The sequence below is a fragment of the Streptomyces sp. NPDC127197 genome (assembly GCF_042672405.1).
GTDB lineage: Bacteria > Actinomycetota > Actinomycetes > Streptomycetales > Streptomycetaceae > Streptomyces > Streptomyces flavusporus.
The window spans coordinates 220,667-242,892 of sequence record NZ_JBHXVG010000012.1 but is presented as its reverse complement, the minus strand read 5'-3'; the positions used below and the strand labels follow the sequence as shown (position 1 = coordinate 242,892).

Here is a 22,226-nt window from a genome sequence, read left to right as displayed (position 1 = left end):
CCAGAAGTTCGACGAGGCGGTCGCCTTCGCCCCGCCGGCACTGCCATCGCTCGCAAACAGCTGCTTGACCCCATAGGTGCATGGGGTGTCTTGTCGCCGGCCACTGCGTCCGGCCTGGTCCTGGGACGGCCGACCCGGCCGCGGACCTTGATCTTCTTGAGGACGGGGATGAAGCGCGGGCTGTCCGCGGCCTGACCGGGGGTGAGGATGATGGACAGCGGACGGCAGCGCCGCTCAACGGCGAGGTGGACCTTGCTGGTCAGCCCGCCCCGGGAGCGGCCCAGTTCGGCGGCCCGCAGCCGGGCCCTGCGGCGTCGGCGCACGGCCCGGCGCTGGTCCCGCTCGGGATCCTCCATGTCCGCGGACCCCTCTCCTACGGGGTCGTTTTGCCTCTTTGCTGCAGCCCCTTTTCCTCCGCCACGGCCTTCTCCAGATCCTCAAGGAGTTCCGGGTCGACCACTACGCCCGCCGCATGGTGATGCGCGCGGACAACCGTCGAGTCCACACTGGCCAGGCTGAGATCGACATCGTCGCGGGCCGCTGCCTCGGCGATCATCGCGTCCATGAGGGTCTGGAAGACCGCGTCACGCGCCCACATCCGGAACCGGTCGTAGATCGTCGACCAGGAGCCGTAGCTGTCCGGCACATCCCGCCAGGGGCTGCCGGTACGGAACCGCCACATCACCGCGTTGAAATAGCTACGCAGGTCAGGGATCGGTCCGAACGCCCCCAGCGGCAGGTGCGGCTCGATCAACTCCCACTCGGCATCGGTCAGGTCACCACGAGTCACGCGACCGGTCTACCGCAGCCAGCACCCTCCTGGAGCGGGAATGTGCGGGGAACTGCGCGAGCGGCCACGACGCGGGCGCACTCGTACGAACAAGGCGAACCCCAGGCTGCTGGGCGGGAGGCCGGGCCTACTGGAGCATGCCCCAGATGAGTTCGGTGTCGGCGTCGGTCACACCGGTCGTGGTGACGCCGGACGACGTGCCGGGGAAGCGCAGCGAGCCGTTGATGGCGCCGACGTAGAGGTCGGCCTTGCCGTCGCGGTTGGTGTCGCGGAGGCGGACCGGCTCGCCGAAGCAGTCGTTCCATGCGACGTCGCCGGGGACGCCGGCGGTGTTGCGGGCGAGCCACTGGGAGTTGGTGCCGGTGATCCCGCTCGCGCTGCCGCGCAGGACGTGGACGCCGCCCTCGGTCGTCTCCTGGCTGATCTTCTCTCCGTAGACGCCGATCGCGAGGTCCTTGTAGCCGTCGCCGTTGATGTCGGCGGCCGAGACGGAGGAGCCGAACAGGTCGCCGGACTCTGGGGTGCCGGCGACGTTGGTGGTGGCCTGCGTGATACGGACGGCGGTAGCGGGGCCGGTGGAGGAGCCGTACCAGATGGACACCCGGCCCTGGTAGTTGTTGTACATCTGGCTGCCCGCCGCGAGGTCCCCGTAGCCGTCCTTGTTGAAGTCGGCGATCACCGCCTCGCTGGGGTCGCCGTAGTTCGTGACGAGGCGCAGGGTCTTGCCCGCGCTGAGCGGGGAGCCGCCCTTGATGAACCACGCGTCCGTGCCGAAGTTGTCGGGCTCGTCGGTGATTCCGATGATCACCAGATCGGTCTTGGAGTCCCCGTTCATGTTGCCCGAGACCAGGGACGTGGGCGCGAATCTCGTCGTCTTGTCGTGGCTGGTGACCGAGCCTGCCACACCGGTGCGCGTGATGCTGCGGTAGACGTAGGCCTTACTCCCGCTGATCGCGGCCAGGTCCTTCTTGCCGTCCCCGTTGAAATCCCCGGCGGCGAGGTCGCGGCCGAAGCGGGCGTTCGACACCTTGGCGCCGGCGTTGGGGATCGCGGTGCCACCCGAGAGGCCGGTCGCGCTTCCCCACAGGATGACGACGCCGCCCTCGTCCGTGCGTCCGTCGACGTCCTCGCGCGACACCGACACGGCGAGGTCCCCGTATCCGTCGGCGTTGAAGTCGGCGGGCACCCGGACGTCGCCGAACTGGTCCTCTGTCTCGTCGGCGCCGGGGACACCGGGGCTGTCCTGGGTGATCAACTGGGTCTGGGTGCCGGGTCCGGAGGCGGTACCGAAGGTGATCCGGACGCCGCCGCCCTTGCTGTACTGCTCGTAGGTGTAGCTGGCGTAGTCGCGGTAGCCGTCGCCGTTGAAGTCGTCCGCGTACCTGGCCGCCGCCGCGCTGGCGGGAGGTGCCGTGAGGACGGGGGCGAGGGACGCCACGAGGAGTGCCGCGCAGGCTGCGGGGCGAATGCGCATGAAGTGTCTCCTGATGATTCTGTGCGACCGCTCCTGTGCCGATTGATTTCTCAGGAACCACAGAGACAGGAGCGGTTGATGATCAGGAGACAGTCGGACGGGGGAAAAGGTTGCAGGCGGATAGCTACGCAGGTCAGGGATCGGTCCGAACGCCCCCAGCGGCAGGTGCGGCTTGATCAACTCCCACTCGGCATCGGTCAGATCACCACGAGTCACGCGACCGGTCTACCGCAGCCAGCACCCTCCTGGAGCGGGAATGACCGATCCCGTGATCTCAACTCAGAACACTCCCTAGGGGCGCGGCGCTGCCGCTCGGTGACCGGGCCCGGGGAAACCGTTTAACGGTCTTCCGCCCCCGCCCCATAGGATTGGGCTCAAACCACACACACTCACCCCAGAGGATCGCTGCATGCCTGGCATCACGCGCGAGGAGGTCGCCCACCTCGCCCGGCTGGCGCGTCTGGAGCTGAAGCCCGAAGAGCTCGACCACTTCGCAGGCCAGCTGGACGACATCATCGGCGCGGTGGCCCGCGTCAGCGAGGTCGCCGACCAAGACGTACCGCCGACCTCGCACCCGCTCCCGCTGACGAACGTCATGCGCCCGGACGAGGTCCGCCCGTCGCTCACCCCCGAGCAGGCGCTGTCCGGCGCCCCGGCCCAGGAGCAGCAGCGTTTCAAGGTGCCGCAGATCCTGGGGGAGGAGTAATCCGCATGACGGACATCATCAAGCTCACCGCCGCCGAGACCGCCGCGAAGATCGCCTCCGGCGAGCTCACGGCCGTCGAGGTCACCGAGGCCCACCTGGCCCGCATCGAGGCCGTCGACGAGAAGGTGCACGCCTTCCTGCACATCGACCGCGAAGGCGCCCTCGCCCAGGCGCGGGCCGTCGACGAGAAGCGGGAGCGCGGCGAGAAGCTCGGCCCGCTGGCCGGCGTGCCGCTCGCGCTGAAGGACATCTTCACCACCGAGGGCGTGCCCACGACCGTCGGTTCGAAGATCCTCGAGGGCTGGATCCCGCCCTACGACGCGACGGTCACCCAGAAGCTGAAGGCCGCCGACGTCGTCATCCTCGGCAAGACCAACATGGACGAGTTCGCCATGGGGTCGTCGACCGAGAACAGCGCCTTCGGGCCGACCGGCAACCCGTGGGACCTCACCCGTATCCCCGGCGGCTCCGGCGGTGGCTCGTCCGCCGCGCTCGCCTCGTTCCAGGCCCCGCTCGCCATCGGCACCGACACCGGCGGCTCCATCCGCCAGCCGGCCGCAGTCACCGGCACGGTCGGCGTGAAGCCGACGTACGGGGCCGTGTCCCGCTACGGCATGGTGGCGTTCTCGTCCTCCCTCGACCAGGGCGGTCCCTGCGCCCGTACGGTCCTGGATGCGGCGCTGCTGCACGAGGTGATCGCCGGGCACGACCCGCTCGACTCCACCTCCATCGACGCCCCGGTCCCGCCGGTCGTCGAGGCCGCCCTGGGCGGCAGCGTCGAGGGCATGCGCGTCGGCGTCGTCAAGCAGTTCCGTGGCGAGGGCTACCAGGCTGGCGTCATCCAGCGCTTCGACGAGTCCGTGGCGCTGCTGAAGGAGCTGGGCGCGGAGATCGTCGAGCTGGACTGCCCGTCCTTCGACCTGGCCCTGTCGGCGTACTACCTGATCGCGCCGTCCGAGTGTTCGAGCAACCTCGCCCGCTTCGACGGCCTGCGCTACGGCCTGCGCGTCGGCGACGACGGCAGCCACTCGGCCGAGGAGGTCACCTCCCTGACCCGCGAGGCCGGCTTCGGCGCCGAGGTCAAGCGCCGCGTCATGCTCGGCACGTACGCCCTGTCGAGCGGCTACTACGACGCGTACTACGGCAGCGCCCAGAAGGTCCGTACGCTCATCAAGCAGGACTTCGAGCGAGCGTTCGAGCAGGTCGACGTGATCGTCTCCCCGACGACCCCGACCACCGCCTTCCCGATCGGCGAGCGTGCCGACGACCCGATGGCGATGTACCTCGCCGACCTCTGCACCATCCCGACCAACCTGGCGGGCAACGCGGCCATGTCCCTGCCCTGCGGCCTCGCCCCCGAGGACAACCTCCCGGTCGGCCTGCAGATCATCGCCCCGGCGATGCAGGACGACCGCCTTTACAAGGTGGGCGCCGCCGTCGAGGCCGCCTTCGTGGAAAAGTGGGGGCACCCGCTCCTGGAGGAGGCTCCGTCGCTGTGAGTGCACTGACCAAGGCCAAGGGCTTCAAGAAGTCCAAGTCCGGTACGTACCTGTCCATGGCCGCCACCGCGTTCGGCGCGTTCGGCGTCGCCAAGCGGCTGAAGAAGGCCCGCGCCGAGAAGGACACACTGGTCCTGATCGACGCCACCGTGTCCGCCGCCGCGATCGTCACCGGCCTCGCCATCCTCTACCGCGAGCTGAAGCGGCTGGGCGACGACGACGTCCTGCTGGGCTGAGAGGGAAGTTTCACCGTGACCACCACGACCGACCTGGTGTCGTACGAGGACGCGCTGGCGTCGTACGACCCCGTCATGGGCCTCGAGGTCCATGTCGAACTCGGCACCAAGACCAAGATGTTCTGCGGCTGTTCGACCGCGCTGGGCGCCGAGCCGAACACACAGACCTGCCCCACCTGCCTCGGCATGCCCGGCTCGCTCCCGGTCATGAACAGGACCGGCGTCGAGTCCGCCATCAAGATCGGTCTCGCGTTGAACTGCGAGATCGCCGAGTGGTGCCGCTTCGCCCGGAAGAACTACTTCTATCCGGACATGCCGAAGAACTTCCAGACCTCCCAGTACGACGAGCCGATCGCCTTCAACGGCTACCTCGACGTGCAGCTGGAGGACGGCGAGACCTTCCGCGTGGAGATCGAGCGCGCCCACATGGAGGAGGACACCGGCAAGTCCACCCACGTGGGTGGCGCGACGGGCCGTATCCACGGCGCCCAGCACTCCCTCCTCGACTACAACCGCGCCGGCATCCCGCTCATCGAGATCGTCACCAAGCCGATCGTCGGCGCGGGCGAGCGTGCGCCGGAGGTCGCCAAGGCGTACGTCCGTGAGCTGCGCGAGCTCATCCGCGCGCTCGGCGTCTCCGAGGCCCGTATGGAAATGGGCCAGATGCGCTGCGACGTGAACCTGTCGCTGATGCCGAAGGGCGCCGACAAGTTCGGCACCCGCAGCGAGACGAAGAACGTCAACTCGCTGCGCTCCGTGGAGCGTGCGGTGCGCTTCGAGATCCAGCGCCACGCGGCCGTGCTCGGCGACGGCGGCACGGTGATCCAGGAGACCCGCCACTTCCACGAGGACACGGGGACGACGACCTCGGGCCGTGTGAAGGAAGAGGCCGAGGACTACCGGTACTTCCCCGAGCCCGACCTGGTCCCGGTGGCCCCCTCCCGCGAGTGGGTCGAGGAACTGCGCGCCGCCCTCCCGGAGCTGCCGCTGGTCCGCCGCAACCGGTTCCGCGAGGAGTGGGGCATCTCCGCCACCGACATGCAGGCGATCCTCAACGCCGGTGCCCTCGACCCGATCGTCGCCACGATCGAGGCCGGCGCCGACGCCGCGGCCGCCCGCAAGTGGTGGATGGGCGAACTGGCCCGCAGCGCCAACGAGTCGGGCAAGGCCCTCGACGAACTGGTCATCACACCGCAGCAGGTGGCCCGCGTCACCGAACTGGTGGCCTCCGGGGACCTGAACGACAAGCTGGCCCGCCAGGTCATCGAAGGCGTCCTCGCGGGCGAAGGCACCCCGGACGAGGTCGTCGACAAGCGCGGTCTGAAGGTCGTCTCCGACGAGGGCGCGCTCGGTGCGGCGGTCGACGAGGCCATCGCCGGCAACCCGGCCGTCGCGGACAAGATCCGTGGCGGCAAGGTGGCCGCGGCCGGCGCCCTGGTCGGCGCGGTCATGAAGGCCACGCGCGGTCAGGCGGACGCGGCCCGCGTCAAGGAGCTGATCCTTGAGAAGCTGGGCGTCAGCGAGGGCTGACGATCGGCAGGGCCCGCAGGGGGATGCATCGACCTGGATGCATCCCCCTCGGCATGTGCTCAGAGACGGCGCCCCACGACCCGTACGAAGCCCAGGGCGCGGCCCTGGTCGACGCGCAGCATCTCGGCGCACTGGCCGGCCATCCTGACGTGGAAGTCGTCCGTGCTGTGCTCCGCCACGACCTCGCACCACAGCAGCCAGTCGCGCCAGCCGTCGGTGAGCCAGTCGGCGGTCTCGACCGCCACGGCCCCGCTGCGGGTCCAGTGGCGCCGCCACCAGGCGGCCGAGTGGAAGCACCAGAAGTCCGGCTCCCAGAACCGCTGCAGCTGCTCAGGCGGCGCGGTGCCGTCGATCTCCTCGCGCAGCGCCGGTACGACGACACCGATCCGCCCGCCGGGCTTCAGCAGCCGGGTCAGCGTCGGCAGGTAGAGATCGTTCGTGCCGAAGTACTGGTACGCGTCGATGGAGACGATCGCGTCGAAGCTTCCCTCGCCGAACGGCAGGTCGTGCGCCTCGGCGAACACGGGCAGCACCCGGTCGGCGACGCCCGCCTCGGCGATGCGCGGGGCGTTCTCGTCGGGCCTGACCCACAGGTCGGCGGCGGTGACCTGGACGTCGTACTCCCTGGCAAGGAACACGGACGTCATGGCCCGGCCGCAGCCGAGGTCGAGGACGCGCGCGCCGGGGCGCAGCTCCGCCAGGCCGAGCGCGGGGGCCAGCCACTCCAGCAGCCACAGCGCGTGCGGGCCCATCTGGTTCTCGATGGTCCAGCGGGCGTCGTAGCGGCTGCTGCGCGGGTAGCGGGCGTGGGTCAGCCGCCTAGTGAGGTCGTCGGTCGTGCTCGATGTGATGTCGGACATCGGTGAACGGGCTCCTTGAGTCCTGGGAAGAGGAACGGGATGCGTAGGAGCTCGGTCGGACCGTCAAACAATGCACCTGCTTCGGTCGGCGGCGGTGTGCCGGGAACGACGGACGGCCGGGACGCTAGCAGCCGGGATACCTCCCCGCATCCGGTTTTTGCGGCGGTACGCGCTACGCTCGCGCGCCATGAGTGGACGCGCTGATTCCGAAACGCCCTCCGAGACGGCCGAGGCGGAGGACGCCGGCGACCCGGCGCAGGAGGCGCGGCGGGCCCGCTGGGCGGCGGCGGGCACCGGGGCGTTGCTGGCCCTCGTGGGGCTGGCCGCCGCGGTGCTCCGTGTCACGGACGCGGCGCCGGTGCTCGTCCCGGCCGCGTATGCCGTCGGGGCCGGTGTGTGCGCCCTGGCGGCGCTCCTCGGGTCGCGGGGACGTACCCGCAGGGCGTTGTGGCTGTTGGTCGGCGGGGTGATGGTGATGGCGCTGGGGGACCAGTTCGACTGACGGGCGACAGACTTCGCCCGATTGTCCTGTGAGGTCTCTCCCACTCCTGTGAATAAGCACACCAAACGACCAAACGATCAGTTCTGCCTGCAAGAGTGGCGGTGCATTGCTCATGCGTTCTTTGCGGGCTGTTCAGTTCATGGACGACTGTTCCCGGTCAAAGATCCACACATCGTCACTCCGGGAGCTCGTTCGTGGCAGCCCTTGCGCGTTGGTGTGTTCGGCACCGCCTGGTCACCGTTCTGCTCTGGCTCGTCGCCTTCGGCGGGGTGACCGCGGCCGCCGCCGCCACCGGCACGGCGTACTCGAACGACTACAACGTTCCCGGCACCGAGTCGGGCCGGGCCGACGAGCTGCTGCAGGAGAACTTCCCGGACCTCGGCGGTGCGAGCGGCACGGTCGTCTGGCACACCGAGTCCGGCACCGTGCGCGCCGCCGACGTCGAACAGACGATGACCCGCACCCTGAACGACATCGCGGAACTGCCCGGCGTGGCCTCCGTGGTGAGCCCCTACGACGGCCAGGGGGCGGGCCGGATCAGCGCGGACGGACGTACTGCCTACGCCGCCGTCGCCTTCGACGACCAGGCCCAGGACGTCAAGGAGTCCGAGGCGCAGGCCGTCGTGGACACCGCCAAGGCGGCTCGGGCCGACGGACTCCAGGTGGAGCTGGGCGGGACCGCCATCGGCCTCACCGACTCCTCCGGCGGGCACCTCGCCGAGGTCGTCGGTGTGGTCGTCGCCGCGTTCGTGCTGTTCCTCGCCTTCGGTTCGCTCGCCGCCTCCCTGCTGCCCATCGCCACCGCGCTGGTCGGCGTCGGCACCGCGTACGCCGGGATCGCGCTGCTCGGACACGCCATGACCGTCGCCGACTTCGCGCCCATGCTCGGCATGCTGATCGGACTCGGCGTCGGCATCGACTACGCGCTGTTCATCGTCACGCGGCACCGGCGCGGACTGAAACGCGGCCTGAGCGTCACCGAGGCGGTCACGGGCGCCGTGGCCACCACGGGACGCGCCGTCGTGTTCGCGGGTGCCACCGTTTGCATCGCCCTGCTGGGCATGCTGATCCTCCGCCTCGGCTTCCTCAACGGCGTCGCCATCGCGGCCTCGCTGACCGTGGTTCTCACCGTCGCGGCCTCCGTGACCCTGCTCCCGGCCCTGCTGTCCCTCATCGGGATACGCGCGCTCAGCCGCCGCGAGCGACGCCGGCTGGCCGAGCACGGCCCCGAGCCCGAACTGCCCACCGGCTTCGCCGCCCGCTGGTCCGCCTTCGTCGAACGGCACCCCAAGAAGCTCGGCGCCCTCGCGCTCGGCGTCATCACGCTGCTCGCCCTGCCCACCCTCTCGCTCCACCTGGGCACCTCCGACCAGGGCAACAACCCCGAATCGACGACCACCCGGCAGGCGTACGACTTCCTGGCGGACGGCTTCGGACCTGGCGTCAACGGCCCCCTCACCCTGGTCACCGAGGTGCACGGCGCCGAGGACCGGCTCGCCCTGGACAACCTCGGCAGCACTCTGCGCGGCACCCAGGGCGTCGCCTCCGTGACACCGGTGACGTACGGCACCGGCGGAAACACCGCGTACCTCACCGTCGTACCGGAGTCCGCCCCGCAGTCGCAGAGCACCAGCGACCTCGTGGACCGGCTGCGCACCGAGGTGCTGCCGCGCGCCGAGACGGGCACTTCCCTGGACGTGCACGTCGGCGGCGTCACGGCCGGCTACGACGACTTCGCCGACGTCATCGTCGGGAAACTGCCGCTGTTCGTCGGCGTCGTCATCGGCCTGGGCTGTCTGCTGCTCCTGCTCGCCTTCCGGTCCGTCGGCATCCCGCTCAAGGCCGCCGCGATGAACATCGCCGCCGTCGCCGCCTCGTTCGGCGTGGTCGTCGCGATCTTCCAGTGGGGCTGGGGCAGCGAACTGCTCGGCCTCGGCCGCGCGGGCCCCATCGAACCCTTCCTGCCCGTGATCATGGTGTCGGTGCTCTTCGGGCTCTCCATGGACTACCAGGTCTTCCTGGTCAGCCGGATGTACGAGGAGTGGCTCGAGACCGGCGACAACCGGCGCGCCGTCCGCATCGGCCTCGCCGAGACCAGCCGCGTGATCAACTCCGCCGCGGTCATCATGATCTCGGTCTTCCTCGCCTTCGTCCTCAGCGGCGACCGCGTCATCGCGATGTTCGGCATCGCGCTCGCCGCCGCCGTCGCCCTCGACGCCTTCGTCCTGCGCACGCTCCTCGTCCCCGCCCTGATGCACCTGCTCGGCGGCGCCAACTGGTGGCTGCCGCGCCGGCTCGACCGGTGGCTGCCGCGGATCAGCATCGAGCCGCCGGAAAGCCGCACCGAGCAGGAAAATCTCCCGGACGTCGACGCCGAACGTGAGAAGCTCACGGACGTCGTTGACGCAACCGAGAAGGAGCGGCCGTCGGATGTACGAGATATCCCTGGGTGACGACCGGGCCCGACTGCGGCCCCTGGAGCCCTGGCACGCCGAGGAGTTCCTCGCCCACCTCGACCGCGGGCGCGACTTCATCACCCGGCACATCCCGTTCGGCGCGAACGCCACCGACCTCGACTCCGCGCGGGCCATCCTTCAGTCGTACGCCGACAAGCGCGCCGCGGACAGCGGCTCCCTGCACGGGATCTGGCTGGACGGCAAGCTCGTGGGCGGCGTCCTCTTCCGGATCTTCGACGCCGCGACCGGCGTCTGCGAGATCGGCTGCTGGCTGGAGCCCGCCGGGACCGGCAAGGGACTCGTCACGCGCGCGTCCCGCATCCTCATCGACTGGGCGTTCGACGAGCGCGGTATGCACCGCGTGGAATGGCACGCGGCGTCCGGCAACACGGCCAGCATCAACGTCGCCCGAAGGCTCGGCATGACCCGGGAGGGTGTGCTCCGCGAGAGCTACCCCTGGCGGGGCGTGCGCCAGGACTACGAGATCTGGGCCGTGCTCGCCCCCGAATGGTCCGAAGCACGCGCGCGTACCGCTCACAGCGATCATTAAGAGACCTCTCAGACTCCGTCCGTACGGTGCGTCGCATGGGAACCAAGACTGTGGACGAGACCGGCGCCGACACCGGCACCGAGGCGACGACCGACGTGGAGAAGACCGAGGAGGCGGCGGACGCCACCACGACCGACGAAGCGTCCGGCGGCATGACCGGCGCCGAGGACGGTGACGAGCAGCCCGAAGCGTCGCAGGAGGCCGGCCCCTCCGGTGTCGGCCAGGGTGCCGGAGCCGTCGTCTCGGCCGCGCTCGGCATCGTCTCGCTCACCGGCAGCTGGGTCGGCACCGTGGCCTCCGCGCGCGAGTCGCTCATCGGCCAACTGCAGACCTCGCAGTCCTCCAGCGTCGCCACCATGGTCAGGGAGGGCTACGGCGACGCCTGGAACGCCCAGGCCGTGTGGGCCGGCCTGTTCGCGCTGACCGCGCTGATCGTCGGCGTCGTCGTCCTGGTCCGGCCCGCGTTCGGCACCCCCGGCAAGCCGCAGGCCCCGTGGATCAAGTCGGTCGCCTGGGCCGGCATCTCCCTCGGCGTCATCGGCCTGTTCCTGGCCGTCCTCAAGTACACCGACGTACTCCTGGGCCTGCCCGCCACCGGCTGAGCCGACGCGGACCACGAGAGGTCCCCGGACGTCCGTCACCGACGTCCGAGGACCCCTTGCGCGTGTCGGCGTGCAGCTCAGGAAGCGAGCACGGCGCGGCCCTCGGCGATGATGGCCGCCAGTTCATCGACCTCCTGCGGGGCGAGGGACGACAGCGGCGGCCGGACCGGTCCGGCTTCGAGGCCCTCCAGGGTGACCCCGGCCTTCACCAGCGCCACCGCGTAGCCCGGAACCCGCTGGCGCAGCCGGACCAGGGGGTGGAAGAAGGCGCGCTGAAGCGCGTCGATCCGCTTCTGGTCGCCCTCCTCCACCGCGCGGTGGAAGGCGAGGGAGACATCCGGCGCGAAGGCGAAGGCGGCCGACGAGTACAGCTCCACTCCCAGCGCCCGGTACGCCTGCTGGCTGGCCTCGGCCGTGGGCATGCCGTTGAAGAACTGGAACTGCTTGCCGGTCCCGTCGAGTGCGTCCCGTACGGCGGGGACGATCCGCGCGACGAGGTCGAGGTCGCCGGTTCCGTCCTTCAGACCCATGACGGTGGGCAGCTGGGCGACTTCCGCCGCCGAGCGCTCGTCGAAGCGCGCGTTGGCCCGGTTGTAGACGATCAGGGGCAGGCCGGTCTCCCCGGCGACCTCCCGGGTGTAGGCGACGAGTCCGGTGGCGGGTGCCTCGACCAGGTAGGGCGGCATGAGCAGCAGGCCGTCCGCACCGGCCTCGGCCGCGGCCCGCGCGAACCGCCTGGCCAGACCGAGTGCGCCGCCGGCCCCGGCGTACACCGGGACGCGTCCCCCCACCGCGTCGACGGCGGTCCGCACGACCGCGGTGAACTCCTCGACGTCCAGGGCATGGAACTCGCCGGTGCCGCAGGCGACGAACACTCCGCCCGGGCCGGCGTCGACCCCGGCCGCGATGTGCCGGCGCAGCGCGTCGAGGTCGATGTCACCGGTCGCGGTGAATGGGGTGACGGGGAAGAAGAGAACGCCTTCGAGCATGGGTGGTTTCCTACTCATCGTGAGGGACAGCGCGGGCAGGGGACGGGGGTGTTGCGGCGACGCTTCCGGCTGCTGCCGGGGCGCGGACCACGTTGCTGAGCGCGTCGCCGCGCTGCAGCCGGTCGATGTTGTCGGCGATCTCTGTCGCGCGAGCGGCGAAGGTGTCGGCCGTGTGGCCCGAGTGGTGCGGGGTCATCAGCACGTTCGGCAGGTCGTGAAAGGGCAGCCGGCTCGGCGCCTCGGGAGGGCCCGACCACCACACGTCCAGCGCGGCACCGGCGATGGTGCCCGAGCTCAGCGCTTCGTAGAGCGCCTCCTCCTGCACCACCGGCCCCCGGGCCACGTTGACCAGCAGGGTCTCGGGGCCCATGGCCGCCAGTTCGGCCGGGCCGATCAACCCCTGGGTGGCGGCGCTCAGGGGGACGGTGACCACCACGACGTCGGAGTCGGCGAGGAGTTCGGGCAGACGGTCGTTGCCACCGACCCAGTCGGGACGCAGATCCGCCGGGAACGGCGCAGAGGGGTCACGCCGTACGGCGCGGATCCGCAGGCCGACCGCCTGGCACAGCCGGGCGACCTCGGTGCCGGTCTCGCCGAAACCGATGAGGCCCACCCGGCGGCCCCACAGCGTGGTCCCGAAGGGAAGTCCGGGATCGACCGCCACATTGCGCCAGCGTCCGGCGCGCAGCGCGCGGTCGGCTCCCAGGACGTCGCGGGAGAGCATCAGGATGGACATGAGCACGTGCTCGGCGATCGAACGGCCGTGGTGGTGGGTGGTGGCGACCGTGACCCCCGGGTGGAGCGCGTCCAGCGGGATGCCGTCGTAGCCGGCGCCGACGACATGGACGAGCCGCAGCCGTCCGGCGCGGCGCGCGTCCTCGGCCCGCAGCCTGGAGCCGACGTAGACGTCGGCGTCGGCGATGGCCTCGGAGAGCCGTGCCGCGTCCCAGTCGAAGGCCTCCAGCCAGTCGTGCTGTCCCCGTGTGGAGGCCTTGAGCCGGTCGTGGAAGCGGCTCAGGATGCGGTGGTTGAGCATGATGCGCATGAGCCGCTCACCATCGGGGGGTCTTGGTGGAGAACGAGGGTTCGAAGCGGCGCATGTAACCGGTGTCGTCGCGGTCGCGCAACCCGCAGTCGAGGTACTGCTGGTGCAGCCGGGCGAGGGCGTCCCGGTCCAGTTCCACGCCGAGACCGGGAGCCGTCGGTACGGCGAGGCGTCCCTCGCTGAACCGCAGGGGCGTGGGGTCGACCACGTCCTCGTCCGGCCGCTTCCAGGGCCAGTGCGTGTCACAGGCGTAGGTCAGCCGCGGTGTCGCGGCGGCGAGGTGGGTCATCGCCGCGAGGCTGATGCCCAGGTGCGAGTTGGAGTGCATCGACATGCCCAGCCCGAAGGTCTCGCAGATCGAGGCGAGTTGGCCGCAGCGCCGCAGACCGCCCCAGAAGTGGTGGTCGGACAGGACGATGCTCACCGCTCCCCGGGCCACGGCCGGGGCGAGGTCGTCGAAGGACACGACGCACATGTTGGTCGCCAGCGGTGTGGGGGTCTCGCCGGCCACCGCGGCCATGCCGTCGATGCCCTCGGTCGGGTCCTCCAGGTACTGCAGGATGCCGTCCAGTTCCCGGGCGACATGCAGTGATGTCTCCGTACTCCAGGCGGCATTGGGGTCGAGGCGCAGCGGGAGCTCGGGGAACGCCTTGCGCAGCGCTCTGATCGCTGCGATCTCCTCGTCGGGCGGGAAGACACCGCCCTTGAGCTTGATGGAGGTGAAGCCGTAGGCGCCGATCATGCGGCGGGCCTGCTCGACCAGCCCCGCCGGGTCGAGCGCGGGGCCCCAGTCGTCCTCCTCCTGGCCCGGGTGTCCGGCCCACTTGTAGAAGAGGTACGCGCTGTAGGGAACCGAGGGGCGCACCGCTCCCCCCAGCAGGTCGCAGACCGGCCGGCCCACGAGCTTGCCCTGGATGTCCAGGCAGGCGACGTCGAACGGTGACATGACCCGGTCCACGGTGCTGCTGCCCGTGACCATGCCGGACATGCCGTCGCCGCCCGTGGTGTCGGAGCCCAGCGCGCGCGTGGAGCGGGCGATCAGGTCGTTGAGGCTCCACACGTCCATGCCGACCAGTTCGTCGGCGGCGCGGCGCAGCCGCTCCAGATGCACCGTGCCGCCGTAGGTCTCGCCGACGCCGCTGACACCGGTTTCCGTGGTGATCTCCACGATGGTGCGCAGTGCGTAGGGCTCGTGCACCCCGACCGTGTTCAGCAGGGGGTGGTCCCGGAAGGCCACGGGAGTCACGGTGACGCCGGCGATCCGCTCTGAGGTCCGTGTCATGAACGCCATCCTCATATGTAGTCGGCGTTCTCATTTGTAGACAGCTGTGGACGGCGGTGTCAATGGGCGGCCTCCGGCACCGGTGTGAGCAGGACCCCCTCGGTCATGAACCGCTCCACATTGCGCAGCACCAGGTCGCCCATGGCCTCGCGGGTCTCCCTGGTCGCACTGGCGATGTGGGGGAGCAGGACCACCCGGTCCGAGTCCAGGAGTGCCTGGGGCACGTTCGGCTCGTCGGCGAAGACGTCGAGCGCCGCACCCGCGATCCGTCCCGCCTCCAGCGCCGCGACCAGGGCTGGTTCGTCGACGACGCTGCCCCGCGCGACGTTCACCAGGTGGCCCTCGGGGCCGAGCGCCTCCAGCGCCGCCGCCGAGACCAGCCCCTCGGTGCCCGCGCCGCCCGCGACGGTGACGACGAGCGCGTCGCAGGCGGCGGCCAGCGCCTCGGCGGTGGGCAGATGACGGTAGGGCACATCGGGCACCGGGACGCGCGAGCAGTAGAACACCTCTGCGCCGAAGCCCTCGAGCCGGCGCGCGACGGCCCGGCCGATGCGGCCGAGGCCGAGGATGCCCACCCGCTTCCCGCTCACCCGGGTGGCCAGCGGAAACGGCGCGGCGGTCCACCCTCCGCCGCGTACGTACCGGTCGGCGGCCGACATCCGGCGCATGGAGTCGATCAGCGCGCCCACGGCGAGGTCGGCCACACAGTCGGTGAGCACGTCGGGGGTGTTGCTGACGTCGATGCCGCGCGCCCGGGCGCGGACCACGTCCGTGGTCTCGTAGCCGACGCCGAAGTGGACGATCGCGCCCAGGCGGGGCAGCGCGTCCATCAGGGCGTTGTCGACCCCGGTCCGCGCGCTGGTCACGGCGGCCACCACGTCGCCGCCGTGGTCGCGCAGGTACGCGGTCGGATCGGGCAGTTCGTGCAGGCGTACCGTGCGGTAGCGCCCGGCCAGGGTCCGCTCCAGGCCGGGGAGCAGGGGCGACACCTGGAGCAAGGTGGCCGGTGAGGCCGGGGCGCCGGTGGTGATTTCGGTCGTGGTGCCGGGAGTGGGCATGTGATCTCCAGTCTTCGTCGAGGGAGTCCGGGATGCGCGGCACGCACGGCTGGGCGGCGGCGCGGGACGGATCCGATCCTGCGCATCTCTTGACGCTGCCACGGTGCCGGTTTAGCTTCGGCGTTCACAGATGCGGACCGGGTGCGCAAGTGTAGACAGCTCCTCGCAGTCGCCCGTACGTGGAACGCGACACATCAGCACTCACCGGAGACGAGCCGACGATGAAGTTCTCCGTTTCCCCCATCCCGCCCGCCGGACGAAGGCGGCCCCGCGCGACGACTGCGATGCTCCTGGCGGGCACGGTGCTGTTGTCCAGCGGCTGCGCTGTGGCGGGCAGCACCGCCGGTGACGCCGGCCGCGCCGACGGCCGCACCCTGCGGGTGGTGCTCACCCAGGAACCACCGACGCTGGAACCCTGCGAGGCCTCACTGACCGGCACCGGCGTCGTCGTCCGGTCCAACATCACCGAGCCGCTCGTCGAACGCGACCCGGACTCCGGCGAACTGCACCCCCTGCTCGCCACGGGCTGGAAGCAGACGGACGAGCGCACCTGGACCTTCGATATGCGCACCGGGGTGACTTTCCAGAACGGGGAGCCGTTCACCGCCGAGGACGCCGCCTTCTCCATCGACCGGGCGGTCAACTCCGACCTCGCCTGCAACGTCGAGGGCTATGTCTTCGGTGACGAGGACCTCGAGGTGAAGGCGGTGAACGACACACGGCTGACCGTCACCACCGAGCAGCCCGACCCGATCCTGCCGCTGCGCCTGAGCTTCGTGGAGATCGTGCCGCGCACGACCGACGCCGAGGTCAAGGTCCGTATCCCCATAGGCACCGGCCCCTACGCTGTCAGCTCCTGGCAGCCCGGAGCGGCGATCTCCCTCAACCGCTACGACGACTACTGGGGCGAGGCCCCGGCCTTCCCCCGGGCCCGCTACGTCTGGCGGAGTGACGCGAGCGTCCGGGCCGCCATGATCGACAAGGGCGAGGCGGAGATAGCCGTGGCCCTCGACCCCATCGAGGCGGACAAGGACACGACGGCCTCCTATCCCAACAACGAGACGACCGCGCTGCGGCTGGACGGCCGCGAGCCGCCGCTCGACGACCACCGGGTGCGCCGGGCCGTCGACCTGGCCGTGGACCGCGAGGGCATCATCGATGCCCTGCTCGGTGGACTCGCCGAACCGGCCGGCCAGCTGGTCCCGCCCGGCGTGGTGGGACACAGCGACGAGATCCGGCCGACCCGGCAGAACGTGACCCGGGCCAAGGCCCTGATCGAGGAGGCCAGGGCCGACGGTGTGCCCGTCGACCGGCAGATCACCCTGGTCGCCCGCAACGGCATGTTCTCCGGGGTGTCGGAGACCGCTGAGGCCCTCCAGTACCAGATGCAGCAGATCGGGCTGAACGTACGAGTCCGTATGGCCGACACCGCCACCCAGCTCCAGTACCAGCTCCGGCCGCTGCCCAAGGGTGTCGGCCCCATCGCCCTGCTGATCATGCACGGCAACCAGGCCGGTGACGCGGCCTTCACCACGAGCCAGTACCTGCTGAGCGACGGCCCGCAGTCCACCTTCGGCACCGAGGAGCTCGACCGGCGCATCGCCGACGCGGGCGCGCTCTTTGGCGAGGAGCGCCAGAAGGCCTTCGCCGATCTGCTCGCCGACCAGAACAAGACGGTCGTTCAGTACACCCATCTGGCCCACATGAGCGGACTGCTCGGCCTGTCACCGTCCATCCGGTACGAGCCGAACTCCGCCACCGGCGACGAGATGCGGCTGGCAGAGGTCAGCCCGGCGAAGGCGGCACAGCACTGACATGGTTACCTTTCTGCGCAAACGCATACTCTCCAGCGCCATCCCCCTGGTGTGCGTGGTGCTGGGTGTGTTCTTCCTGGCCCGGATGACCGGCAACCCGGTCGACCTCTACCTCCCGCTGAGCGCCACCGCCGAGCAGCGTGCGGAGTTCTCCGCCGCGCAGGGCTTCGACCTCTCCATCCCGGCCCAGCTGTGGAACTACCTCGTCGACGCCGTGCAGCTGGACTTCGGCACCTCGCTGCGGACCGGGCAGTCCGCGACCGAGATGGTGCTGGACGCCTTCCCCGTCACCCTGCAGCTCGCCGGTGTGACCATGCTGCTGGCGATCACCGGAGCGGTACTGATCGGCAGCCTGGCCGCCTACCGGCCCAACTCCCTGGTCGACCGGATCGCCAGCCTGCTGTCGATGACGGCCGCCAGCATCCCCGACTTCTGGTTCGCCGTCATGGGCGTACTGGTCTTCGGCGTGAGCCTCGGATGGTTGCCCACCTCGGGCACCCTGGGCGGACCCGAGGTCTGGGTCCTGCCCATCGCGACCCTGCTGATCCGCCCGTTCGGTGTGCTGGTCCAGGTGGTGCGCGGCAGCATGGTCTCCGCGCTCTCCGCCCCCTACGTCAAGATCGCCCGGAGCAAGGGGGCCACGCCCCGCCGGGTGATCTTCGGTCACGCCCTGCGCAACGCGGTGACGCCGGTGCTGACCGTGGCCGGTGACCTGACGGTGGGCCTGGTCAACGGTGCCGTGATCGTGGAGACGATCTTCGGCTGGCCCGGCATCGGCAAACTCATGATCGACTCCATCCTGCAGCGCGACTTCGCGGTCCTCCAGGCGGCCGTTCTGCTCACCGCGGTGACCATCTTCGCGCTGAACATTCTGGTCGACGTCTGCCACGCGCTGACCGACCCCCGAGTGCGTCAGGCGGTGCCGGCGTGAGCGAAGGAAGCAGCATGACCACAGCAGAGACCTCCGCCGCGGACGAAGCCGCTCCCGGACACGACACCGCTCCCGCCCGGAACCGTCCGCCGCGCTGGTGGCGGCTGCTCGGCCGGGACCGCGCCGCGGCCGCCGGAGCCGTCGTCCTCACCCTGGTCGCCCTCGTCGCCCTCTTCGGCCGGCTGTTCATCGGCGACCGCGCACAGCGCCAGGACCTGGACGCCTCCCTGCGGCCGCCGTCCCTGAGCGACGGTGTGTACGGGCTGCTCGGCACCGACGTCCTCGGCCGCAGCGTGCTGGCGCGCCTGGTCGACGCGGCGGCGACGACCCTGTCCGTGGCCGTCCCCGCAGTGCTGTGCTCGCTCGTGATCGGATCGGCCCTCGGCCTGTGGGCCGGCTACCACGGGGGACGCCGGGAGAGCCTGGCGATGCGCGTCGCCGACGTCATCCTCAGCTTCCCCTCCCTGCTCATCGCGGTGGTCGTGCTCTACGTCTTCTCGCCCTCCGCGCTGAACATCGTGCTGATCCTCGCCGTGGCCCGCATCCCGGTGTATCTGCGCACCTCCCGGGCGGAGGCGGCCGAGCTCAGGAGCCGTCTGTTCGTCGACGCGGCCCGCACCTTCGGCACACCCAGCCGGCACATCATCTACCGGCACATCCTGCCGATCGCCCTGCCGACGCTGCTGACCGTCGCCACCCTCGACTTCTGCTTCGTGATGCTCACCGAGTCCTCGCTGAGCTTCCTGGGTATCGGAATCCAGCCCCCGGACGTCAGCTGGGGCCTGATGGTCGCCCAGGGCCGGCAGTACCTCCAGACCGCCTGGTGGATCACGGTGCTGCCCGGGCTCGCCATCGTGCTCACCACGGTGTCCGCCACGCTGCTCGCCGCCTGGGCCCGTATCGCCACCGACCCCGCCCAGCGCTGGCGTCTGACGCTGCCCCGCAAGCGCCGCGGTGCCTCCGCCGCCGTTCCTCCGGAGATGATCCCGTGACGACCACTTCCGCCCCCGCCCCGTCCGCCGCCGAGCCCGCCCTCGACGTCGAAGGGCTGTGCGTGGACCTGAGCACGTCCTCCGGGACGGTACGCGCCGTGGACGGCGTCAGCTTCAGCGTCCGGCGCGGCCGCACCCTCGCTCTCCTCGGCGAGTCCGGCTGCGGCAAGTCGATGACCGCGCTGTCGGTGGTGGGACTGCTCGACCCCGCGGCCTCCGTGACCGGCGGCGCCGTACGGGTCAGGGGCAAGGACACCCTGCGGCTGAGCCCGGCCGAACGCCGCAAGCTGGCCGGCCCCGTCCTGTCCATCGTCTTCCAGGACGCCCTGACCGCCCTCAACCCGGTGCAGCCGGTGGGCCGGCAGATCGGCGAGCCGTTCCGCATCCACCGCGGACTCTCCCGGCGGAAGGCCGAGGAGAAGGCGATCGAGCTGATGACCCGCGTGGGCATCCCCGAGCCGAGGCAGCGGGCCAAGTCCTATCCGCACCAGTTCTCCGGAGGCATGCGCCAGCGGCTGCTGATCGCGATGGCCGTCGCCCTCGACCCCGACGTGCTCATCGCCGACGAGCCGACCACCGCGCTCGACGTCACCGTGCAGGCACAGATCATGCGGCTGCTGCGGGACCTCCAGGACGAGCGGGACATGGCCGTCGTACTGATCACCCACGACCTGGCCGTGGTCGCCCAGCGCGCCGACGACGTGGTCGTGATGTACGCCGGCACGGTCGTGGAGCAGGGAACGGTGCACGACGTCTTCACCTCCCCCCGCCACCCCTACACCCGCGGACTGCTCGACTCGGTCCCCGAGGACGCCGAGCGCGGACGCCCGCTGCCCGCCGTCCCCGGCAGCCCGCCCGAGCTGAGTGCGGTGCCGCCCGGCTGTGTCTTCCAGGCCCGCTGCCCGCTGGTGCGGGAGCGGTGCGTCCGGGAACGGCCGTCCCTGCGCAGCACGGGCGACGGACGTTCGGCCGCCTGCCACTTCTCCGAGGAGCTCGACCGTGCCTGAGTCCCGCGCCACCACCGCCACCCCCGAACCCCGGGCCGAGGGAACCGACGGACACCCGCCGCTGCTGGAGGTCCGCGGCGTCACCAAGAGCTTCGGCAGCGGCCGGCGCCGGCTGACCGCCCTGGACGGAGTGGACGTACAGCTCGGCCGGGGACAGACGCTCGGGCTCGTCGGCGAGTCCGGCTGCGGCAAGTCCACCCTGGCCCGGGTGCTGCTCGGGCTGGAACGGTCCGACGCGGGCACGGTGCGGTACGACGGCGTCGACCCCTTCGCGCTGCGCGGCAAGGAGCTGCTGAACTGGCGGCGCCGCGTCCAGATGGTCTTCCAGGACCCCTTCGCCTCGCTCAACGCCCGTATGTCGGCCGCCGATCTGATCGGCGAGCCCTGGCGCACCCACCGGGACGTCGTCCCGGACGCGAAGGCCCGCGAGAAGCGGATCCGGGAACTGCTGTCCCTGGTCGGGCTGCGGGAGAGCGACGCCCACCGCTACCCCAACGAGTTCTCCGGCGGGCAGCGCCAGCGCATCGGCATCGCCCGCGCGCTGGCCCTGGACCCCGACCTCATCGTGTGCGACGAGCCGGTCTCCGCCCTGGACCTGTCGGTGCAGGCACAGGTCCTCAACGTGCTCTCGGAACTCCAGTCGCGCCTCGGCGTCGCGTACGTGTTCATCTCCCACGACCTGTCCGTGGTGCGGTACATCTCCGACCGGGTGACGGTGATGTACCTGGGCAAGGTCATCGAACACGGCGAGACCGAGGACGTGTTCGAGCGCCCGCAGCACCCCTACACGGCCGCGCTGATGTCGGCCGCACCGGTCCTTGACACCTCCCGCGCCACCCACGACCAGGAGATCCAGCTCAAGGGCGAGATCCCCTCGCCCTTCGACATCCCGTCCGGCTGCCGCTTCCGCACCCGGTGCTGGCGCGCCGAGGACCGGTGCGCCACCGAGGCGCCTTCGGCCGTCGTCCGCGAGCCGCAGGGCGCGGGCGACGCCCACACCGCCCTGTGCCACTTCCCGCTGGAGGCGCGGTCTGCGTGGGCCTGACCGGCGGGGAGTTCGCCCTGCTCTCCCTCACGGTCGGCATCGGCGCGGTGCTCCAGGTCTCCGTCGGCTTCGGCCTGGGCATGATCGCCGCGCCGGTCTTCTCCCTGGTCGACCCGACTCTGGCACCGCCGGTGGTGCTGCTGCTCGCCGCCGGTGTGACCGCGGCGGTGCTGGTGCGCGAACGGGGCGGGGCGGATCTGCGCGGCTGCGGCTGGGCCCTTGTCGGACGGGTGCCGGGAGCGGCCGCCGGCGCACTGCTCGTGATCCTCCTGCCGGCCCGCCACCTCGCGCTGCTCATCGCCGGGGTGGTCCTCACCGGCGTCGCGGTGAGCGCGGCCGGATACGTACCGCGGCCGCGGCGCTCCTCGGTCCTGCTGGCCGGGATGGCGTCGGGGCTGATGGGCACGGCCACGTCCATCGGAGGACCGCCGATGGCGATGGTGTGGCAGCGGCTGAGCGGGCCACGGCTGCGGGCCACGATGAGCGCGTTCTTCCTCGCCGGCTCGCTGATGAGCCTGGCCGCGCTGGCGGCGGTCGGCGCGGTCGAGGCGCACACCCTGCAACGCACCGCGCTGCTCACGCCCGCGGCGATCGCCGGAGTCCTGCTCGCCCGCCCACTGACCCGCCGGCTCGACGCGCACCGCACGCGCACGGCGGCCATGGCGCTCGCGGTCGCCGGCGCGGTGGGACTGGTGGCGCAGCAACTGGGAGCCTGGCCGGGGGCTTAGGCGGGGCCTTAGAGAGGCCCTGGCGAACCGGCGACCGTACTAAGTGCCTTCCAAGGCCCTGAGCCCGCCGAAGATACGGAACTCTCCCGATGTGGCGGACCCCCCTGGGAAACGAAGGTGGAGGCATCGC

General features: G+C 70.9%; 21 protein-coding genes and 1 pseudogene. 14 read left to right on the top strand and 8 right to left on the bottom strand.

Translation table 11 applies throughout. The features are described from left to right. The 3 genes and pseudogenes from ACFVJQ_RS21210 to ACFVJQ_RS21200 form a co-directional block, all read right to left on the bottom strand. Positions 1-356 (bottom strand): annotated as a pseudogene (locus ACFVJQ_RS21210) (hypothetical protein); the annotation flags it as partial. Between the two features lie 17 nt (positions 357-373). Next, the gene (locus ACFVJQ_RS21205) at positions 374-790 is read right to left on the bottom strand and encodes a transposase (protein WP_385785820.1); all 417 of its coding nucleotides are present in this window, start codon (positions 788-790) and stop codon (positions 374-376) included. A 127-nt stretch (positions 791-917) separates the two neighbouring features. After that, positions 918-2,264, bottom strand: coding sequence for an FG-GAP and VCBS repeat-containing protein (locus ACFVJQ_RS21200; RefSeq protein ID WP_385513668.1), 1,347 nt, complete (start codon positions 2,262-2,264; stop codon positions 918-920). Between the two features lie 409 nt (positions 2,265-2,673). Here ACFVJQ_RS21200 and gatC point away from each other — a divergent pair, with 409 nt between their 5' ends. Genes gatC through gatB form a run of 4 tightly spaced genes read left to right on the top strand, consistent with a single transcriptional unit; the run spans position 2,674 to position 6,235 of the window. Beyond that, the gene (gatC, locus tag ACFVJQ_RS21195) at positions 2,674-2,970 is read left to right on the top strand and encodes an Asp-tRNA(Asn)/Glu-tRNA(Gln) amidotransferase subunit GatC (RefSeq protein ID WP_004925108.1); all 297 of its coding nucleotides are present in this window, start codon (positions 2,674-2,676) and stop codon (positions 2,968-2,970) included. A gap of 5 nt (positions 2,971-2,975) precedes the next feature. Continuing rightward, entirely contained in the window at positions 2,976-4,469 is a 1,494-nt protein-coding gene (gatA, locus tag ACFVJQ_RS21190; protein ID WP_385513669.1) for an Asp-tRNA(Asn)/Glu-tRNA(Gln) amidotransferase subunit GatA, read from the top strand. After that, the gene (locus ACFVJQ_RS21185) at positions 4,466-4,705 is read left to right on the top strand and encodes a hypothetical protein (protein ID WP_129800444.1); all 240 of its coding nucleotides are present in this window, start codon (positions 4,466-4,468) and stop codon (positions 4,703-4,705) included. Before gatA ends, ACFVJQ_RS21185 begins: the two co-directional genes overlap by 4 nt. Before the next feature lie 15 nt (positions 4,706-4,720). Next, positions 4,721-6,235 carry an Asp-tRNA(Asn)/Glu-tRNA(Gln) amidotransferase subunit GatB gene (gene gatB / locus ACFVJQ_RS21180; RefSeq protein ID WP_385513670.1) on the top strand — a complete coding sequence of 505 codons (1,515 nt, stop codon included), beginning with the start codon at positions 4,721-4,723 and terminating at the stop codon, positions 6,233-6,235. 59 nt (positions 6,236-6,294) lie between these two features. On the opposite strand, the gene ACFVJQ_RS21175 is transcribed toward gatB, so the two are convergent. Then, positions 6,295-7,095: an SAM-dependent methyltransferase gene (locus tag ACFVJQ_RS21175; RefSeq protein WP_385785815.1), complete on the bottom strand. Its 801-nt coding sequence runs from the start codon at positions 7,093-7,095 to the stop codon at positions 6,295-6,297. 187 nt (positions 7,096-7,282) lie between these two features. Here ACFVJQ_RS21175 and ACFVJQ_RS21170 point away from each other — a divergent pair, with 187 nt between their 5' ends. The 4 genes from ACFVJQ_RS21170 to ACFVJQ_RS21155 all read left to right on the top strand — a co-directional run bounded on the left by ACFVJQ_RS21170 (position 7,283) and on the right by ACFVJQ_RS21155 (position 11,205). Beyond that, positions 7,283-7,597, top strand: a complete 315-nt coding sequence (locus tag ACFVJQ_RS21170; RefSeq protein ID WP_385513672.1) for a hypothetical protein — start codon at positions 7,283-7,285, stop codon at positions 7,595-7,597. Between the two features lie 194 nt (positions 7,598-7,791). After that, positions 7,792-10,050 carry an MMPL family transporter gene (locus ACFVJQ_RS21165; RefSeq protein WP_385785812.1) on the top strand — a complete coding sequence of 753 codons (2,259 nt, stop codon included), beginning with the start codon at positions 7,792-7,794 and terminating at the stop codon, positions 10,048-10,050. Continuing rightward, positions 10,028-10,603, top strand: coding sequence for a GNAT family N-acetyltransferase (locus ACFVJQ_RS21160; RefSeq protein ID WP_385785810.1), 576 nt, complete (start codon positions 10,028-10,030; stop codon positions 10,601-10,603). The genes ACFVJQ_RS21165 and ACFVJQ_RS21160 overlap by 23 nt, the downstream gene beginning before the upstream one ends. Before the next feature lie 35 nt (positions 10,604-10,638). Further along, positions 10,639-11,205, top strand: coding sequence for a hypothetical protein (locus ACFVJQ_RS21155; RefSeq protein WP_385785807.1), 567 nt, complete (start codon positions 10,639-10,641; stop codon positions 11,203-11,205). Positions 11,206-11,282: 77 nt separating this feature from the next. Here ACFVJQ_RS21155 and ACFVJQ_RS21150 read toward each other — a convergent pair whose 3' ends face one another. The 4 genes from ACFVJQ_RS21150 to ACFVJQ_RS21135 are packed head-to-tail and all read right to left on the bottom strand — an operon-like array spanning position 11,283 to position 15,579. Further along, the gene (locus tag ACFVJQ_RS21150) at positions 11,283-12,194 is read right to left on the bottom strand and encodes a 5-dehydro-4-deoxyglucarate dehydratase (RefSeq protein ID WP_385513676.1); all 912 of its coding nucleotides are present in this window, start codon (positions 12,192-12,194) and stop codon (positions 11,283-11,285) included. Positions 12,195-12,204: 10 nt separating this feature from the next. Continuing rightward, positions 12,205-13,239, bottom strand: a complete 1,035-nt coding sequence (locus ACFVJQ_RS21145) for a 2-hydroxyacid dehydrogenase (protein ID WP_385513677.1) — start codon at positions 13,237-13,239, stop codon at positions 12,205-12,207. Positions 13,240-13,246: 7 nt separating this feature from the next. After that, on the bottom strand, positions 13,247-14,530 hold the full coding sequence (locus tag ACFVJQ_RS21140; RefSeq protein ID WP_385513678.1) for a glucarate dehydratase family protein: 1,284 nt from the start codon (positions 14,528-14,530) through the stop codon (positions 13,247-13,249). Between the two features lie 50 nt (positions 14,531-14,580). Continuing rightward, on the bottom strand, positions 14,581-15,579 hold the full coding sequence (locus tag ACFVJQ_RS21135; protein ID WP_385513679.1) for a 2-hydroxyacid dehydrogenase: 999 nt from the start codon (positions 15,577-15,579) through the stop codon (positions 14,581-14,583). 221 nt (positions 15,580-15,800) lie between these two features. On the opposite strand from ACFVJQ_RS21135, the gene ACFVJQ_RS21130 reads away from it, so the two are divergent. From ACFVJQ_RS21130 to ACFVJQ_RS21105, 6 genes are read left to right on the top strand one after another with little or no spacing between them, the layout of a single operon-like run. Next, on the top strand, positions 15,801-17,393 hold the full coding sequence (locus tag ACFVJQ_RS21130; protein ID WP_385513680.1) for an ABC transporter substrate-binding protein: 1,593 nt from the start codon (positions 15,801-15,803) through the stop codon (positions 17,391-17,393). A 1-nt stretch (position 17,394) separates the two neighbouring features. Further along, complete coding sequence (locus ACFVJQ_RS21125; protein ID WP_385513681.1) at positions 17,395-18,324, top strand: ABC transporter permease; 930 nt, start codon at positions 17,395-17,397, stop codon at positions 18,322-18,324. Between the two features lie 14 nt (positions 18,325-18,338). Next, the gene (locus ACFVJQ_RS21120) at positions 18,339-19,316 is read left to right on the top strand and encodes an ABC transporter permease (protein ID WP_224736837.1); all 978 of its coding nucleotides are present in this window, start codon (positions 18,339-18,341) and stop codon (positions 19,314-19,316) included. Further along, positions 19,313-20,323 (top strand): ABC transporter ATP-binding protein, encoded by a 1,011-nt coding sequence (locus tag ACFVJQ_RS21115; protein ID WP_385513682.1) that lies wholly within the window; start codon positions 19,313-19,315, stop codon positions 20,321-20,323. Before ACFVJQ_RS21120 ends, ACFVJQ_RS21115 begins: the two co-directional genes overlap by 4 nt. After that, positions 20,316-21,368, top strand: a complete 1,053-nt coding sequence (locus ACFVJQ_RS21110) for an ABC transporter ATP-binding protein (RefSeq protein WP_385785800.1) — start codon at positions 20,316-20,318, stop codon at positions 21,366-21,368. Before ACFVJQ_RS21115 ends, ACFVJQ_RS21110 begins: the two co-directional genes overlap by 8 nt. Further along, complete coding sequence (locus ACFVJQ_RS21105; RefSeq protein ID WP_385785797.1) at positions 21,359-22,096, top strand: sulfite exporter TauE/SafE family protein; 738 nt, start codon at positions 21,359-21,361, stop codon at positions 22,094-22,096. The genes ACFVJQ_RS21110 and ACFVJQ_RS21105 overlap by 10 nt, the downstream gene beginning before the upstream one ends. The last annotated feature ends 130 nt before the right edge of the window (positions 22,097-22,226 follow it).